Raw genomic sequence first — 15,946 nt, forward strand, 5'->3', positions numbered from 1 at the left:
TGGTGTTTTTGATAATTTAAAACACTAGGGGTAGTGTATTGGCCTGTGGTCAAGAAAACCATTGTGTGGATGCCCGGCACTAGGCAATGTTCCTTGTTGACACGCGGCTAAGCCTTGAGGACGTTGCTTGGAGATGGAAAAAACCATGTCTGGTGCGGCTTGCAAGGCCAAAGGGGGCTTGAACGCCTTTGTTGGCAAGCAATGAAAAGCGCGAAAAAATTAAAAAATCCCTGACGTGGTGATGGGATATGGACGCTAAATATGTGGATATAAATCCATGTCAAAGCACTAGATATAGTGTTTTGGCTTTTTCTCAAAAAGCAGGCGCTGGATGGCACAACGCGATGCGCACGGGCGGCTGCAGCGCTTTGTACGGATTGTTTTTGCTTGCCTTCAAAGCACTGGCGCTGGTGCTACTGCTTCTTGCTATGGAAACTGCAGTGGCAATGTTTGCAACTTTGTGTGCAGCAGGGGCCAGTCAAAACCTGGCCCCGGGTCTTGTTTGCGGCCTGGAGCAATGTGTTCATGCCCGGCAATCTGCGTGATGGGATAGTGGGCAGTCAAGGCTTGACACAACTGGCTGAGGGCTTGGTACTGGGAGGCTTCAAACGTCAAGCCTTCCAGACCCTCCAGTTCAATACCAATAGAAAAATCATTGCAGTTGTCACGCCCCCCCCACTGTGATGCCCCCGCATGCCAGGCGCGGTCATCGGCGCTGACAAATTGCCAGACCACGCCCTCACGGGTGATAAAAAAGTGCGAAGACACCTCCAGTCCCCGAATGGTTTGGAAGTAAGGGTGCGCATCCCAGTTGAGCTGGTTGCTAAAAAGCTGCTGTACGCAGCCCGTGCCATATTGACCGGGTGGCAGGCTGATGGAGTGGATCACGATCAAGTCGATGCGTGTCCCTGCCGGACGCTGGCCAAAGTTGGGTGACGGCTGATGCTGAGCGCTAGAAAGCCAGCCCTTATGCCAAGACAGGGGGGCGGCGGTTTTTTCCGTGGAATCAGTGGTGCACGTCATACAGCGCATTGTCGCTGGCTGGCTCAATATCTTCAGGTGAGATCGGAATGTTCAAGCGGGCAATGCGGTAACGGATCTGACGCAAGCTGATACCCAGCCGTGCCGCAGCTGCCGTGCGGTTGTAGCCACAGGCTTGCAGGGCACGCGTCAAAATGGCCCGCTCTTGCTGGTCCAGCCAAGCCTGCAAATCATCTGGCAGCGCGTCTGCAGGTAAGTGGCTGCTGCTGTCGCCCGCATTTTCATTCGTTGCTGGGGCTGCTGACACATTGGCCTCTTCTCCCAATGCTATTGCACGGTGCAGAAGGTTTTCCAGCTCGCGCACATTGCCGTGCAGTGGCTGGTGCTGCAATTGCGCCAGCACGCTGGCAGAAAGTGAGGAGGCTTCGTGTATGTGCTCGCCCGTAATGCGCCGCAGCAAGGCCGTGCATAGAGCTGGCAGGTCTTCGCGCCGTTCACGCAGAGGTTGAATCGCAATGTCGATGACGTTGAGGCGGTAATACAAATCTTGGCGAAAGCGGCCCGATTGCACATCTTCAGCCAGATTGCGGTGTGTTGCACTGACGATACGAACATCGACAGGCTCCTCCAGCGTCGCTCCCAGCGGGCGTACACAGCGCTCTTGAATGGCACGCAGTAATTTGGCTTGCATGGACAGAGGTAATTCGCCAATTTCGTCCAGAAACAAGGTGCCCCCACGGGCTGCGCTAAAAAAACCTTCCCTGTCAGTCGTGGCTCCAGTGAATGCGCCTTTGAGGGCGCCAAAGAATTCAGCCTCCAGCAAGTGCTCGGGGATGGCGCCGCAGTTCACGGCCACCCAAGGTGCATTCGCACGGTGACTGCATGCGTGCAAAGCCCGCGCCACCAGCTCTTTGCCGGTGCCTGATTCGCCCGTAATCAGGACCGGTGCCATGCTTGGGGCCACCTTCTGGATGCGTTGCTTGACTTGCTGCATGGCCACCGAGGTGCCCACTAAACGATCCAGGGCGGCTGAAGGATTCAAGATGGCTCCCGTAGTGCTCGCTACGGTGGTGCTCGGCGTAAACATCCCGGGTGCAGACGTGACAGATTCACCATGTGCTGCAGAAGCTACGACGGTGCGAAATTGCTTGAGATCGACCGGTTTGGTGAGGTAGTCAAATGCCCCATAGCGCAGCGCCTCCACTGCATTTTCAGCAGAGCCATATGCAGTCATGACAATGGCGCGCTCCTTGCGACGTTGCTCGCGCAGTTCACGCAGCAACTCCATGCCCAGACCATCAGGCAGGCGCATGTCGGTAATCAAGACTTCAAAGCGGCACAACTGCAGCTGGGCGCGTGCTTCTGCCAGTGAACCAGCTGTTTGTACGCGGTAGCCTTCACGCAAAAGTGTCAGCTCGTAGAGCGTACGCAAGTCTGGTTCGTCATCGACAACAAGAATAGAGGCAGTAGAAGTTCCCATGGCCTTGATCACACCACAATTGGGTCAAACAAGGAAACGTTGGCCGTGTGCAGGAGTCGACCTCTGAAGTAGACGGTAAATGCGTTACCGGTTTGCAGCCCGCGCGCGGTCATGCGCTCGCAGCGGCTGTAGTTGATGCTGCCGCCATGGCGCTGACAAAGCTCTCTGCAAATGTACAGTCCCAGTCCTGAGGACCGACTTTGCGAAGAGAAGAACGGTTCAAACAAGTGTTTCTGTACAGAGGCTTCTACGGCAGGACCCTCGCTCCATACCTGAAACCAAAATTGTTCGTCGCTGCTGGAGCCTGTGAGCAGCTGCAGCGCATCGTTGTGCTTGCCTTCACAGTAGCGGGCGGCGTTGTCCAGCAGGTTGACCACTACACGGCGCAGGTGCTCGCTGTCAAAAGCCACGTGTGCCTGCGCGCAATTGGGCGTGAAAAGACCGGGTCGCTGCATCGCATGCTGTTGCTGCCACTCTTGCCAGATGTGGCGCAGCTCTGCATCTAGCAACAAGGTGCGTGAATCGGTGTGCTGGATTTGCTGCTGCACGCGGGCAATGTCCAGTACGTCTTCGGCGATGCGCACCAGGCGCTGGGCGTTTTGTTCCACCATGTGGCTCAGGCGCTGCTGAGTGGGCTCTGTTAGTTCTTCTGCCAGCAAGGCGTTGGCTTGCACGATTGCGGCCAGTGGATTGCGAATTTCATGAGCCACAGCGGCAGACATGCGCCCCATGGCTGCCATCTTTTCAATGCGCATACGGGCTTCTACTTCGCGCAAATCATGCAAGAACATGACGCACAGCCACGGCTGCGGAGCCAGAAGGCTGTCAGGATGGGTGTCGTGCCGGAGTTCGGGAAGGGCGACATCAGCGGCGATGCTGGTGGTCAGCCAGGTGCGGACATACAGCCCCGTGGTGCTTTGGCCGGTAGCCATGAGGTGCATGTGCTGGCTCAGTGCCTGGTTGGTGGCGTAGGTCTGGTCCACCATGTCGCGCAAAGGGAGCCATTCGGCATGGCATAAATCATGCAAAGCCAAAGGTGCAGGCAAGCCAAGTAACTCGCACGCTGCTGGGTTGGCCATGCGGACCTGGTAGGTGCTGTCAACGACCAAGATGCCTTCAGTCAGATTCGCGATGATCAAGCTGTTGACCTGGGCATGGGTTTGCGCCGCGTGCCGGCTGGTGCGTGCCTGACGTTCTTGATAGGCCAGTCGTTGCGCCAATTGACGGGTCAGGTAGGTGACTGCAAAAAAACCTGCGCAGATGAGCGCAGTTTGCATGTAGTCCTCGCTTTGCAGGCGCCCCAGAACCCATGCATGAAAAATATCAGTGCCCAGCAAAATCAGGGTAATGCTGGCAGTTGTCGCCAGCGCCATGCGCATGGTGCCGAGCACCGAAACGGTCAAGATCGGCAACGCCAGCAATGGGGTGTAGTGCATCTTGCCGGTTTGCACCTCTTGCAAGATACAAATAGCCATGATGTCTGCGGCCAGCAGCAGAAGCCAGGGCCAGCGCCAGTCGCTAGCGGGAGGTTTCTGGTGCAGCAGTCCCCAGGCCAGTAGCGCAAGAACGAAGTAGCTGCCAGTCAATGCCCACGGCCAATACACATCGGGGTGCTGCACGCCGGGAGATGTCCAGGTCTGCGTAACCTGTAATGCAATCAGCAGTGTTGCAACCAGCACCCGGGCTGACAGAAAAGCCTGCCAGAGCCGGCGCGCACTTTGAAGAGGAAGTGTGGTCACGATAGGCAGCGGGCTGGGGCAACCAAACGATTAACGTGGTCCGAGGTGGCGATGCTCAGTGCTGCAGTAATACGTGCGATCAGGACTGGTGATTGCATCACTGGATGGCAAGTGCAGCCCGCAGTGCGCGCAGGTGACCATGTCTTCTGGCTGCCGCAGACGGGGCTTGGGTGGTGGCACAGCCCCCGCCTTACGGCGGTTATTGCGCCAAATGCCTATGGCAATAATCACAACCAGTGCGACCAGTAGATATTTCATGACAGACGTCCCAGCATGACGACTTCCAGTACAAAGCGTGAACCGGCATAGGCCAGCAACAAGAGCGCAGCCCCTGCATAAATCAAATGCACGGCGTGGCGCCCGCGCAGACCGAAACGAGAGCGCCCGATCAGCAGCAGGGCAAATGCCACCCAGGCCAGTAAAGAGAACACCGTTTTATGGTCCCAGACCCAGGCGCGGCCATACAGCGATTCACCAAACAGCAAGCCTGCCAGAAGTGTGGCGCTAAGGAGCACAAAACCTGCGGTGACAAAACGGAAGGTCAGGCGCTCCAGCATCAGTAAAGGCATGCCGCCTTCGTCGTTGGAGGCCGTGCGCATGCGGTGCTCGGCGCGTGACATCAGGCCCGCATGAACGACTGCTGCCGCGCACAGGCCATACGAGGCAATGCCCAGCGCCAGGTGTAAAGGCAGCCATGCCGATGTTTGCAGCGCCATGGGCTTGCCGGGGAAGATCTGCGCCAGCAATACGGTCAGTGCACCCAGCACAGACAGCACGCCAACGGCGCGCATCTTGGGGTAAAGCTGCTGTTCAATGGCATAGACCGTCAGCATCAGCCAGGCCGTCATGGACAGCGCGGGCGCAAACCCAAAGCGAGCGGGGGTGGTCATCAAACCTGCCGCTACGGTCAGCAGGTGAAGAACCCAGGCACAGCGCATAGCCAGGCGTGTGTGGCTTTCGGCCATGCGCTGCATACCAAAAACTGGAATGAGATAGGACGCAATGGCAGCCATGGCCAGTGCCATGACCCAGGTGGGTGAGCCAGTGAAAATGTGGGTGGAAGACTCCATGCCTGCAATCATAGCTGCCCGCCCTATGGGCTGGGGCCGCTATTGTTTGCCATCCTTGCGCCGCGTCAGTGCTTGGGTGCTCTGTCCTTGGACAGGGCGAGTGATGTGCTCAACGGGTAGAATTGACAGCTTGTTTGTACAGGGCTGCCCGCGGCGGGCAGCACGGGCTACAGCGTAAGCTGCGCCCCCTGCCCAAAGCGCCGGGCCGTCAGGCCAAGCCGCACGCGGCGCAGCTTCTCTCTCTTCGGACACATCTGCTTATGGCATCCGCACTCACCGACAAACTCTCGCGACTCGTCAAGGAAATGCGTGGCCAGGCCCGCATTACTGAATCCAACGTACAGGACATGCTGCGCGAAGTGCGCATGGCCCTGCTGGAAGCTGACGTGGCCTTGCCCGTGGTGCGCGACTTTGTGGCCCGCGTCAAGGAAAAAGCGCTGGGTCAGGAAGTCATCAGCTCGCTGCAGCCAGGCCAGGTACTGGTTTCCATTGTCAACAAAGAGCTTTCGGCCACCATGGGCGAGGGCGTGGCTGACATCAACCTCAACGCTCAGCCACCCGCTGTCATCTTGATGGCCGGTTTGCAGGGGGCCGGTAAAACGACCACCACCGCCAAGCTGGCCAAGCACCTGATTGAAAAGCGCAAGAAAAAGGTGCTGACTGTCTCGGGTGACGTATACCGCCCTGCAGCGATTGAACAGCTCAAAACCGTGACAGCTCAGGCCGGTGCGCAGTGGTTCCCCTCTACGCCAGACCAAAAGCCCCACGATATTGCCGTGGCTGCATTGGACTACGCCAAGAAACACTACTTTGACGTGCTGCTGGTGGATACGGCCGGTCGCCTGGCCATCGACGAATTGTTGATGGCTGAGATCAAGGACTTGCACGCCACGCTCAATCCGGTTGAAACCCTGTTTGTGGTTGATGCCATGCAGGGCCAGGATGCGATCAACACGGCCAAGGCCTTCAAGGAAACGCTGCCGCTGACCGGCATCGTGCTGACCAAGCTGGACGGTGACTCTCGCGGTGGTGCGGCGCTGTCCGTGCGCCAGATCACGGGTGCGCCCATCAAGTTTGCCGGTGTCTCTGAAAAGCTCGATGGCCTGGAAGTGTTTGATGCTGACCGCCATGCACAGCGCGTGCTGGGCATGGGCGACATCGTGGCGCTGGTGGAGCAAGTCACCAAGGGCGTGGACATGCAAGCGGCGCAGAAGATGGCCGAGAAGCTGAAAAGCGGCGACGGCTTTGATCTGCATGATTTCTTGGCGCAACTGCAGCAAATGAAGCAAATGGGGGGCTTGTCCAACTTGCTGGACAAATTGCCCTCCGAGATGACCGCCAAGGCGGGTGCCGTGGATATGGACAAGGCCGAGCGCGAAATCAAGCGCAAGGAAGGCATCATCTGCTCCATGACTTACAAGGAGCGCAAACGCCCTGAACTCATCAAGGCCACCCGTAAAAAACGCATTGCCGATGGCGCTGGCGTGCAGGTGCAGGACGTAAACCGCCTGCTCAAAGAATTTGAGCAGATGCAGACCATGATGAAAAAGATGAAGGGCGGCGGCCTGATGAAGATGATGAAGAAGATGGGTGGCATGAAGGGGATGAAAGGCATGATGGGCGGTGGTGGCATGCCCAAGCTGCCTTTCTGATTGCAGCCCCCTCTTTGCATTTCGGGCTCAAGCCGCATCGCTGTTAAAGCCATGCGGCTTTTTGCTGAATAGAAGCTAGAAAACAGGAGCTACTTGCGCAGGCTTTATGCGTACTTCGGATAGATAACTATTGGAGTTCCTTGTTACATATGCGCTGCAAGCTCTGATTTTTGCTTTTTCCCGTAAGTTGCCCATAATGCACAGCATGCAAGCACCGTCTCATCTTTCTGCGCCGCACCCAGCAACTCGACGCATGTGGTTGCTGGCAAGCGCAGCCGCAGTGCTGGCGGGCTGCTCCAGCACACCCCGTACCCCAAATGCATCTCGCACTGCACCTGTAGCGCGCAGCGGCGGCTCCAGCGCACGCGCGGTAGACCCTTTGCAGCTGCAATCCGATCTGCGCGAGGCCCTGCTGGCGCGCACCATGCTGGTGGTCAACACGCCCTATACCTACGGCGGAAACTCGCCTGAAGGTGGCTTTGACTGCAGTGGCTTGATTCAGTGGGCCGTGCAGGGCATTCATACCGGCAAGCTGCCGCGCACCACATCGCAATGGGCGCAGTCCAGCACACCCGTGCAAGGACGGGGGCTGCAGCGTGGTGACTTTGTGTTTTTCAACACCATGGGCAGCAACTATTCCCACATGGGTATTTTTGTGGGCAGTGGGCAATTTGTGCATGCACCTTCCAGCGGTGGCACGGTGCAGCGCGTGCGGATGGACAATCCGTATTTCGCCAAACGGTTCACTGAGGCGCGGAGCATCTTCGCATAGCAATGGCAAGGGTATTTGCCTGACAGACAGGAGTTGTCAGACAGGTCAGCATGGTGCATTTGGAGGATGTAGCCATGCCCACGACACAACCCATCCGTTTTTACGCATTGAGTGCAGTGGCTGCGCTGGCCGTGCTGACTGGCTGTGACCAGTCAGGCCCGCAAATGCGCGCAGACACTTTCCCGATGGCAGCCATTGATCGCTTTGATCAACCGCCACCAAGCAAGCCACTGTTTGGTTCTACGAACTATTTGCGCAGCCACGATGTGCTGCCTGTTGCCAAGGCAGATATCCGTGAGCCTTTGCCTGCTGCTGTGCCGCTGCCAGCGAAGGTTGAGAGCATTGAGGTCATTCAGCCGCCATCCACGGACGCTGAGGCTTCCAAGGGGCAGGGTGGGGTGACACCTGCTGCGGGCATGGCGGCGGTGATTACGGGTGCCCAGGGCGATGGTGAAAAGCACAAACTGGACGGCGGCACAGTCAAATAGCAGCGTCGTTTGGGGTGCTGCTGTGCAGGTATAAAGAAAAACCCCGCAGTACTTGCGTACTGCGGGGTTTTATATTTTGGTGGTCGTAGGTGGACTTGAACCACCGACATCAGCATTATGAATGCTGCGCTCTAACCAACTGAGCTACACGACCGGACTCTGGTGGTCGTAGGTGGACTTGAACCACCGACATCAGCATTATGAATGCTGCGCTCTAACCAACTGAGCTACACGACCAAGAGAACGAAATTATATATCAATATTTAGCGGTGAATAAAATTCGCGGGGCGCTTGTTGACAAATGCATCCATGCCTTCTTTTTGGTCCTGGGTGGCAAACAGTGCGTGGAAAAGGCGGCGTTCAAACATCACGCCATCATTGAGGCTGCCTTCGAAAGCACGGTTGACCGATTCTTTGGCAGCCATGACAGCAATTTGCGAGAAGCCGCTGATGATGATGGCTGCGCCCAGTGCTTCTTCCATCATCTTGTCAAAGGGCACAACACGGCTGACCAAACCAGCTCGCTCGGCTTCGGTGGCGTCCATCATGCGGGCGGTCAGTGCCATATCCATGGCCTTGGCTTTGCCCACTGCACGGGGCAGGCGCTGTGTGCCGCCAGCGCCGGGGATCACACCCAGCTTGATTTCGGGTTGGCCAAACTTGGCGTTGTCAGCAGCAATGATGAAGTCGCACATCATGGCCAGCTCACAGCCGCCACCCAGCGCAAAGCCGCTGACTGCTGCTATGACGGGCTTGCGAATACTGCGAATGCTTTCCCAGTTGCGGGTAATGTAGTCTCCCTTGTAGGCATCGGCAAAGCTGTACTTGGCCATGGCACCAATGTCTGCACCAGCAGCGAATGCGCGCTCGCTGCCTGTAATGACCATGCAGCCAATGCTTTCGTCAGCATCAAATGCTTTGAGCGCTTGGCCCAGCTCATCCATGAGCTGGTCATTCAGGGCGTTGAGTTGTTTGGGGCGGTTGAGGGTAATGATGCCCACTTTGTCCGCTTCCACGCGGACCTCGATCATTTCGTATGCCAAGGCTTATCTCCTAATAGTCATGTGTGGAAAACCCAGCACATGACTATACCCAAGCTGTCAGCAGATGGCTTATAGAGCCAGCCAGCGGTCGAGCGCCGCAGCGTCGGTGATGCTGAGCTGGAAGTTGGAGGCAGGAGCGTCAGTCACTGCTGCGGGCAAGCTCAGTGGCAAGCGAAGCAATTGACGGTCCCGAGCCACCAAGGCCGTGATGTGCAAGGTGCCACGGGCTGTGTACATATCCAGCTCTTCAAGTTTGGTGAGACGCCATGCGGGCGGTGCCTCTGCTCCAGGCAGTTCAATGCCATACCACTCATCGCCAGCCATCATGCCGGCTTGCTCGGCCAAACCACCACGCAGCACTTGCTTGATGATGACGCTGTGCGTCTCTTGCACGCGCAGCCCCAATGCCTGGGCAGGAGCAGGTTTGTCGATGTCTGCGCGCACGCCGTGGCTGCTCAGCAGTGCTTGCAGCGGCAACTCCTGCGTACCGTGTACCCATTCCTGAAGCTCTTCATGCCAGCTGCGGCCCGTCTGCTCTTGCAGTACTGCCAGTACGTCGGCCTCGGTCATGGCGCCACCCTGGCAGCGTTGCCACAATGCGCGCATGGTGTCATCCAGCGTGGTGCTGCCTTCTTGGCGCAGCTTCAAGTCCAGGCACATGGCCACCAAGGCCCCCTTGGTGTAGTAGCTGACGGTGGCGTTGGCTGTGTTTTCGTCTTGGCGGTAGTACTTCACCCAGGCATCAAAACTGGACTGGGCAACGCTTTGTACTTGTCGGCCCGGCGTTTGCTGCACCTGATTCAGTGTCTTGGTGATGAGTTTGAGGTAGGCCGTGCTGTCAATCAAACCAGCGCGTCGCAGCAGCAAGTCGTCGTAATAGCTGGTGAAGCCTTCAAAGAACCACAACAGCTGCGTGTAGTTTTCTTGATCGTAGTTGTAGGGAACCAGTTCTGCAGGGCGCAGACGTTTGACATTCCAGGTGTGAAAGTACTCGTGACTGATCAGTCCCAGCAATTGAATGTAGCCGTCACTGGCCTTTTCTGTACCAATGCGCGGTAGATCGGGGCGGCTGCAAATCAGCGCTGTGGAGTTGCAATGCTCCAGCCCGCCATAGCCATCGTGTGTCACGTTGAGCATGAATACATAGCGGCTGTGTGGTGCTACGCCCCAGAAATTGATTTCAGCTTCACAAATTTTCTGGGTATCTTGCAGCAAACGCTGGCCGTCAAACGATGCCGGTGCTCCGGCCACCACTAAGCGGTGTGGTACACCGCAGGCTGTAAAAGTGCCACTCCAGAAATCACCCATCTCTACAGGGCAATCAACCAGTTCGTCGTAGTTGTCTGCTGCGTAGGTGCCAAAACTTTGCTCATCGACAGCGATGGCGGTCAACCCTGTTGCCAGTTGCCAGTGCGGCACTTGTGCGCAAGGTTGAATTTGAAGGCGATGGGCCTGTGCTTCTTGTCCGTGCACGCGCAGCAGCAGGCTGGTGCCGTTGAAAAAGCCCCGTCGCTGGTCCAGCCAGGCGGTGCGCACAGAGGTGTCGTAGGCGCTGACTTCGTAAGTGAGCTCCAAGGGGTGCTCGGTTTGGCAGGCTACTTGCCATTGATGCTTGCTGAGCTGTTGGACAGCAATTGATTTTTCGCCTTGGCTTGCGTGCAGGCCGTGCAGATTCTTGGCAAATTCACGCACCAGATAGCTGCCAGGAATCCAGACGGGCAGAGAAACGCGCTGCTGTGCACTTGGCTGCGCAATCGTCAAAGTGATGCGATACAAGTGTGCATGCAGGTCATGCAGCTGAACGCGGTAATGAACGGGGGCGGTGGTGTGAGGCATGGTGCTGCTGATAGGTTCAAGCCCACGGCATGCCTGGCGGCTGTGCCGCAGATAAGGCAGGCAGCGTTTGGCTGCCTGCAGGATGTATTATTTTTTATGCGCTGCGGCCAGGTATTTTTCAACCTCGCTGGCTGGAATGGCGCCGGGCACCCGGGTATTGTCTGCAAAAATCAAAGTCGGTGTTCCCGTGATTTTGTGTTTGCGACCCAGAGCCAGATTACGCTGAATGGCATCAATGTCACAGCTGGCTGCCGCAGGTGTTTTGTCCTTCAGCATGAGTTCATGCCAAGCTTTTTTGCTGTCCTTGGCGCACCAGATGTTGCGCGACTTTTCAGCAGAGTCACGGCTCAAAATCGGATAGAGGAACAGGTAAACCGTCACGTTGTCTACGTTTTGCAGGTCACGTTCAAAACGTTTGCAATAGCCGCAGTTGGGGTCTTCAAAGACTGCCAGCTTGCGCTCGCCCTTGCCGTGCACGATCTTGATGGCATCAGCTAAGGGCAGATTCTTGAAGTCCACCGCTGTGAGCGTGTTGATACGGTCTTCCGTCAGGTTGCGCTGTGCTTTGGTGTCAATCAATTCCCCCTGAATCAGATAGTCGCCGGTTTCGTTGGAGTAAAAGACATCTGTGCCGACTCGCACTTCATACAGGCCCTTCATTGGGGTGGGCTTGACTTCGTCGACCTGCTGCAGCTGGGGAATGCGCTCTGCCAAGGTTTTGGCAATTTGGTCTTGGGGCTGTGCAGCGATCGCGCTACCCCAAGCTGCTGTGGCCAACAATGCGGCGGCTAACAATTTCATGGCAAAGATTCCCGTGAATAAAAAACGATTAAGGTTTGGTTGATAAAGGGCCCAAAAGGTTCCCCTGGTGCCAAGCACAATTAGCGGTCCAGACCCATTGCTTGGCGCGCAGTCCAGTCTTTGAGCAAGCCGCTGCGCTCAAAACTGCGCAAACCCCAGTTTCTGAGGGTTTGCAAGGGCGCTTCGGTGCGGGTAAATAGTTGCTGCAAGCCATCCATGGCCATGCCAACAGGCGCCAAGCCTGCTTTGCGCTCTCGCTCATAGCGGCGCAGCAGCTTCAAATCTCCGGTACTGCGCCAAGCATCGCGTGTTTGGAGGATACGTGCCAACGCCTGTACGTCGGCCAGCCCGATATTGAGGCCTTGGCCCGCCAGTGGGTGCACATTGTGGGCAGCATCTCCGGCCAGGACCCAACTGGTGGGGGTACGTGCTTCAGTGGTGCCAGGAAAGGGGCCGCACCAGCGTTTGGCCACGGCCTGCTGCAAAGGCCAGGACATGCGTGGTCCGCACAGTTGCAACTGGCCCAGGCTGCTTTGGCTAATTTCCATCAATGCCTGCGTGAACGATGCTTCGTCTTGCTCCAGCCAGTTGGGTGCTGCAGATTGAGGGACTGACCATACGACGGCTACGCTGTGCCCGTCGGCGCCATCCAGGGGTAAAAAAGCCAAAATTCCTTGCGGTGAGAACCATTGGCGAGCGACTTGCCCATGAGGCAGCTCGCAGCGCAGGCGGGTGGCGATGGCGTGCTGCCCATAGGGGGTAACATCAAAGTCCACGCCAAATTCTGTGCGTGTGGTGCTGGCACGACCTTCGCAGATGGCAGTCAACGGTGCATCTACAGGCGTGCCTACTATTTCGATCTGAGGCTGATAGCGCACAGCCTCGGCCAGTCGCTGCTCCAGAGCAGGAACATCGACAATCCAGGCCAAGGCTTCTACGCCTTGGGCGCCTGCATCGAAATGCACACTGCCATCCACATCGCCATGCACTTCCATGTGTTTGACTGTGGTGGCGTGGAGGGCATCTGGCCATGTTCGCAACGATTCCAGCATTTGCTTGGAGTTGGCGTTCAGTGCGTAGGCCCTGACGTCGGTCTGTGCTGGGGTTGAACGAGGGGCGTCAACAAGGGCCACTCGCAGCCGCTCTCGAGCCAGCAAAAGAGCCAAGGTGCGGCCGACAATGCCAGCTCCGCGGATACATACATCAAAGGTTTGCGCCATGCGCCACATTGTAGGAGGGCTGGAGCAAGCGTTTGGACAGGACGGTTTCCCGAAATCAACAGTGCTGCATATTTGCCTGTGCCCGTGATGCCAGATCACAATATGTGCATGACAACCAATTTTGATCAAGCAGACGTCACAGGCACGGTTGGTGCTTTGTGGGTATTTCCTGTCAAGTCCTGTGCGGGGATCTCTGTACAGCAAGCCAAATTGTTGCCCACAGGCCTGGAGTGGGATCGTGCGTGGATGGTTGTGGATGAGCAGGGCGTGTTTGTTACACAGCGCGAGGTGGCGCACATGGCTTGGGTGCAGCCGCGCATTGATGTGGACGGTGGGCAACTGCTGCTGAGTTTTCCCGGGCAGGAGGATCTGAGCATTCCTTTGGCATTGCCATGGATGACTGAGGCACCCCAACTGCACGTGCAGGTGTGGAGCAGTCACGTCAATGCCTGGGACATGGGGCCAGAAGCGGCAAGCTGGTTCAGTCAGGCCTTAGGACGTGCTTGCCGCTTGGTCCGCTTTGACCCAGCGCAGCAGCGTCTGTCCAGCAGCAAATGGACGGGGGGTATTCGAGCGCCCAACCAGTTTGCTGACGGCTACCCCTTGCTGGTAACGACGAGCTCGGCTTTTGCTGCCCTCAATGAGCGGTTGCAAGCGCAGGGACATGCTGTTGTAGATGGTGTGCGCTTTCGTGCCAATATTGTGCTGAATGGCCTGGCTGAGCATGAAGAAGACTATATAGACACGCTGTGGGTACAAGCTGCTGAGCCCGTGGCCATTTGTATGGGCAAACCTTGCTCTCGCTGTCCGATCCCGAATATCGACCCTCGCACTGCTCAGTCCAGTCCTGAAGTTGGTGACACTATTCATCAGTACAGGCAGGATGCAAGGCTGGATGGTGCTATCACTTTTGGTATGAACGCCGTAGTCGCGCAGGGTGCGGGCCAGCTGCTGCAGGTGGGGCAGGCTGTTGGCGGGCTGCTGAAATTTGACTGAAGCCAGCCACTCTTCGTTAAGATGCTGCTCAATTTTGGAGGAGTTTACCCATGAAATTCGTAATGTTGGCAGCAACCGCTGCGCTGGCTCTTGCAGGTTGTGCGACACAGACGGACCCCATGGCAAAAGATGCAGCACCTTATGTTGCCAAGCCTGATTACGAGCATGCTTTGGTATGCGACACACGCTACGACGATCTGCAAAAATGCGAAGCAACTTTGAAGATGCTGTGCGGCGACCGTGGTTTCCTTGACCTGCGTATTCGCCCTTTGCGTGAGCCTGGCAGCAGTGTTGACAGTTCCACCCACCGTCTGCTGCAGCTGCAGTGCAAGCCGCGTCCGGCCAAGTAAGACTCTGGCCTTGATTGCAACAGCCTGCCTTTTTTGGGCGGGCTGTTTTACTTTGTATCCCCGTCACGTAGATGCGGGGCAATCTGCCCCTTGCCGTCAGAGATTCGCCGCTCATTACAATCGGCATAAATTTTTGTGACAAACCGGCACCAAACTTTGCCAAGCAAAGTGCTTTTCATCACATCTCTCCATAGAACCAGATTCGCCCAGTGCGGATCGGGCACTTCGGCCACGCTGGTGTGGTGCCGGGTAGTGCATTGATACCAAAGGAATTTCCATGAGCCTCAAATGTGGCATCGTGGGCCTGCCCAATGTCGGCAAGTCCACCCTTTTCAACGCCCTGACCAAAGCCGGCATCGCTGCCGAGAACTACCCTTTTTGCACGATTGAACCCAATACCGGCGTAGTGGAAGTACCTGATCCTCGCTTGGATCAACTGTCCGAAATTGTGAAACCCGAGCGCGTGGTCCCTGCAATTGTCGAATTTGTGGATATTGCCGGTTTGGTGGCTGGTGCCTCCAAGGGTGAAGGTCTGGGCAATCAGTTTTTGGCTCACATCCGTGAAACCGATGCCATCGTCAACGTAGTGCGTTGCTTTGAAGACCCCAATGTGATCCACGTGGCCAACAAGGTGGACCCGATCGCTGACATTGAAGTCATTCAGACCGAGCTGTGCCTTGCTGATATGGCCACGGTGGAGAAAGCGATCCATCGCCACACCAAGGCTGCCCGCTCAGGCAACGACAAGGAAGCCGCCAAGCTGGTTTCGCTGCTGACGCCCATCCTGGAAGCGCTCAATGAAGGCAAGCCAGCGCGTTCGGTACCAATCTCCAAGGAAGATGCACCCCTGCTCAAGCCTTTTTGCTTGATCACGGCCAAGCCGGCCATGTTTGTGGGCAACGTTTCGGAAGACGGGTTTGAGAACAATCCCTTGCTGGACAAGCTCAAGGCCTATGCCGACGCGCAGGGTGCACCCGTGGTCGCCATTTGCGCCAAGATTGAAGCGGAAATGTCGGAGATGGAAGACGAAGACCGCGACATGTTCTTGCAAGAGCTGGGTCTGGAAGAGCCCGGTTTGAACCGCCTGATCCGTGCCGGCTTCAAGCTGCTGGGCCTGCAAACTTACTTCACCGCAGGCGTCAAGGAAGTGCGCGCCTGGACCGTGCGTGTGGGAGCTACTGCACCCCAAGCTGCCGGCGTGATTCACGGTGATTTTGAGCGCGGTTTTATCCGTGCGCAGACCATTGCGTTTGACGACTTTATTGCCTTCAAGGGCGAGCAAGGTGCCAAGGACGCGGGCAAGATGCGCGCTGAAGGCAAGGAATACATTGTCAAGGATGGCGATGTTCTGAACTTCTTGTTCAACGTCTAACGTTGATCTGTTGCCTCACGGGTTCTGTGAGGCTTCTTGAAACCCAGTAAGTTAATGATTTACTGGGTTTTTTAGTTTCTTTGCTGTGTTTTATTGAAGTGGTTACGTTGGTGGGAGTGGTTGCTGTATTCCCGCATTTAAAAGTG

15 protein-coding genes and 2 tRNA genes are annotated in these 15,946 nt (G+C 56.7%); 6 read left to right on the forward strand and 11 right to left on the reverse strand.

All coding sequences use genetic code 11. From position 1 onward, the window contains the following. Positions 1-426: 426 nt before the first annotated feature. Genes ampD through IB213_RS02660 form a run of 5 tightly spaced genes read right to left on the reverse strand, consistent with a single transcriptional unit; the run spans position 427 to position 5,270 of the window. Positions 427-1,023, reverse strand: coding sequence for a 1,6-anhydro-N-acetylmuramyl-L-alanine amidase AmpD (gene ampD, locus IB213_RS02640; RefSeq protein WP_192405306.1), 597 nt, complete (start codon positions 1,021-1,023; stop codon positions 427-429). After that, entirely contained in the window at positions 1,007-2,461 is a 1,455-nt protein-coding gene (locus IB213_RS02645; RefSeq protein ID WP_191723320.1) for a sigma-54 dependent transcriptional regulator, read from the reverse strand. Before IB213_RS02645 ends, ampD begins: the two co-directional genes overlap by 17 nt. A gap of 8 nt (positions 2,462-2,469) precedes the next feature. Continuing rightward, positions 2,470-4,200: an ATP-binding protein gene (locus tag IB213_RS02650; protein WP_287915184.1), complete on the reverse strand. Its 1,731-nt coding sequence runs from the start codon at positions 4,198-4,200 to the stop codon at positions 2,470-2,472. Positions 4,201-4,230: 30 nt separating this feature from the next. Beyond that, positions 4,231-4,458 carry a PP0621 family protein gene (locus IB213_RS02655; RefSeq protein ID WP_191723321.1) on the reverse strand — a complete coding sequence of 76 codons (228 nt, stop codon included), beginning with the start codon at positions 4,456-4,458 and terminating at the stop codon, positions 4,231-4,233. Then, entirely contained in the window at positions 4,455-5,270 is an 816-nt protein-coding gene (locus tag IB213_RS02660; RefSeq protein ID WP_225560928.1) for an inner membrane protein YpjD, read from the reverse strand. Before IB213_RS02660 ends, IB213_RS02655 begins: the two co-directional genes overlap by 4 nt. 260 nt (positions 5,271-5,530) lie before the next feature. Here IB213_RS02660 and ffh point away from each other — a divergent pair, with 260 nt between their 5' ends. The 3 genes from ffh (at position 5,531) to IB213_RS02675 (ending at position 8,182) form a co-directional block, all read left to right on the forward strand. Beyond that, positions 5,531-6,922 carry a signal recognition particle protein gene (ffh, locus tag IB213_RS02665; protein ID WP_191723323.1) on the forward strand — a complete coding sequence of 464 codons (1,392 nt, stop codon included), beginning with the start codon at positions 5,531-5,533 and terminating at the stop codon, positions 6,920-6,922. Positions 6,923-7,175: 253 nt separating this feature from the next. Then, complete coding sequence (locus tag IB213_RS02670) at positions 7,176-7,694, forward strand: C40 family peptidase (RefSeq protein WP_225560929.1); 519 nt, start codon at positions 7,176-7,178, stop codon at positions 7,692-7,694. Positions 7,695-7,768: 74 nt separating this feature from the next. Further along, complete coding sequence (locus tag IB213_RS02675) at positions 7,769-8,182, forward strand: hypothetical protein (RefSeq protein WP_192405309.1); 414 nt, start codon at positions 7,769-7,771, stop codon at positions 8,180-8,182. A gap of 77 nt (positions 8,183-8,259) precedes the next feature. On the opposite strand, the gene IB213_RS02680 is transcribed toward IB213_RS02675, so the two are convergent. From IB213_RS02680 to IB213_RS02705, 6 genes are all read right to left on the reverse strand, one after another. Then, positions 8,260-8,336, reverse strand: a tRNA-Met gene (locus IB213_RS02680). A 6-nt stretch (positions 8,337-8,342) separates the two neighbouring features. Then, a tRNA-Met gene (locus tag IB213_RS02685) sits at positions 8,343-8,419 on the reverse strand. A 26-nt stretch (positions 8,420-8,445) separates the two neighbouring features. Further along, positions 8,446-9,225, reverse strand: a complete 780-nt coding sequence (locus tag IB213_RS02690) for an enoyl-CoA hydratase (protein ID WP_192405310.1) — start codon at positions 9,223-9,225, stop codon at positions 8,446-8,448. A gap of 69 nt (positions 9,226-9,294) precedes the next feature. Next, complete coding sequence (locus IB213_RS02695) at positions 9,295-11,061, reverse strand: M61 family metallopeptidase (RefSeq protein WP_192405311.1); 1,767 nt, start codon at positions 11,059-11,061, stop codon at positions 9,295-9,297. 87 nt (positions 11,062-11,148) lie between these two features. Further along, positions 11,149-11,862 (reverse strand): DsbC family protein, encoded by a 714-nt coding sequence (locus IB213_RS02700; protein WP_191723328.1) that lies wholly within the window; start codon positions 11,860-11,862, stop codon positions 11,149-11,151. A gap of 80 nt (positions 11,863-11,942) precedes the next feature. After that, entirely contained in the window at positions 11,943-13,082 is a 1,140-nt protein-coding gene (locus IB213_RS02705) for an FAD-dependent monooxygenase (RefSeq protein ID WP_192405312.1), read from the reverse strand. 108 nt (positions 13,083-13,190) lie between these two features. On the opposite strand from IB213_RS02705, the gene IB213_RS02710 reads away from it, so the two are divergent. The 3 genes from IB213_RS02710 (at position 13,191) to ychF (ending at position 15,800) form a co-directional block, all read left to right on the forward strand. After that, positions 13,191-14,078, forward strand: coding sequence for an MOSC domain-containing protein (locus IB213_RS02710; protein ID WP_192405313.1), 888 nt, complete (start codon positions 13,191-13,193; stop codon positions 14,076-14,078). A 50-nt stretch (positions 14,079-14,128) separates the two neighbouring features. After that, positions 14,129-14,428, forward strand: a complete 300-nt coding sequence (locus IB213_RS02715; RefSeq protein WP_191723331.1) for a hypothetical protein — start codon at positions 14,129-14,131, stop codon at positions 14,426-14,428. 277 nt (positions 14,429-14,705) lie between these two features. Continuing rightward, the gene (gene ychF, locus IB213_RS02720; protein WP_191723338.1) at positions 14,706-15,800 is read left to right on the forward strand and encodes a redox-regulated ATPase YchF; all 1,095 of its coding nucleotides are present in this window, start codon (positions 14,706-14,708) and stop codon (positions 15,798-15,800) included. The last annotated feature ends 146 nt before the right edge of the window (positions 15,801-15,946 follow it).

The sequence above is a fragment of the Comamonas sp. CMM02 genome (genome assembly GCF_014851485.1).
In the GTDB taxonomy this organism is placed as follows: Bacteria; Pseudomonadota; Gammaproteobacteria; order Burkholderiales; family Burkholderiaceae_C; genus Comamonas; species Comamonas avium.

What these genes read in the sequence shown, in the direction of transcription:
- ampD (WP_192405306.1), bottom strand. Translation starts at nt 1,023, where the DNA reads ATGACGTGCACCACTGATTCCACGGAAAAAACCGCCGCCCCCCTGTCT.
- IB213_RS02645 (WP_191723320.1), bottom strand. Translation starts at nt 2,461, where the DNA reads ATGGGAACTTCTACTGCCTCTATTCTTGTTGTCGATGACGAACCAGAC.
- IB213_RS02655 (WP_191723321.1), bottom strand. Translation starts at nt 4,458, where the DNA reads ATGAAATATCTACTGGTCGCACTGGTTGTGATTATTGCCATAGGCATT.
- IB213_RS02660 (WP_225560928.1), bottom strand. Translation starts at nt 5,270, where the DNA reads ATGGAGTCTTCCACCCACATTTTCACTGGCTCACCCACCTGGGTCATG.
- ffh (WP_191723323.1), top strand. Translation starts at nt 5,531, where the DNA reads ATGGCATCCGCACTCACCGACAAACTCTCGCGACTCGTCAAGGAAATG.
- IB213_RS02670 (WP_225560929.1), top strand. Translation starts at nt 7,176, where the DNA reads ATGTGGTTGCTGGCAAGCGCAGCCGCAGTGCTGGCGGGCTGCTCCAGC.
- IB213_RS02675 (WP_192405309.1), top strand. Translation starts at nt 7,769, where the DNA reads ATGCCCACGACACAACCCATCCGTTTTTACGCATTGAGTGCAGTGGCT.
- IB213_RS02695 (WP_192405311.1), bottom strand. Translation starts at nt 11,061, where the DNA reads ATGCCTCACACCACCGCCCCCGTTCATTACCGCGTTCAGCTGCATGAC.
- IB213_RS02700 (WP_191723328.1), bottom strand. Translation starts at nt 11,862, where the DNA reads ATGAAATTGTTAGCCGCCGCATTGTTGGCCACAGCAGCTTGGGGTAGC.
- IB213_RS02705 (WP_192405312.1), bottom strand. Translation starts at nt 13,082, where the DNA reads ATGGCGCAAACCTTTGATGTATGTATCCGCGGAGCTGGCATTGTCGGC.
- IB213_RS02710 (WP_192405313.1), top strand. Translation starts at nt 13,191, where the DNA reads ATGACAACCAATTTTGATCAAGCAGACGTCACAGGCACGGTTGGTGCT.
- IB213_RS02715 (WP_191723331.1), top strand. Translation starts at nt 14,129, where the DNA reads ATGAAATTCGTAATGTTGGCAGCAACCGCTGCGCTGGCTCTTGCAGGT.
- ychF (WP_191723338.1), top strand. Translation starts at nt 14,706, where the DNA reads ATGAGCCTCAAATGTGGCATCGTGGGCCTGCCCAATGTCGGCAAGTCC.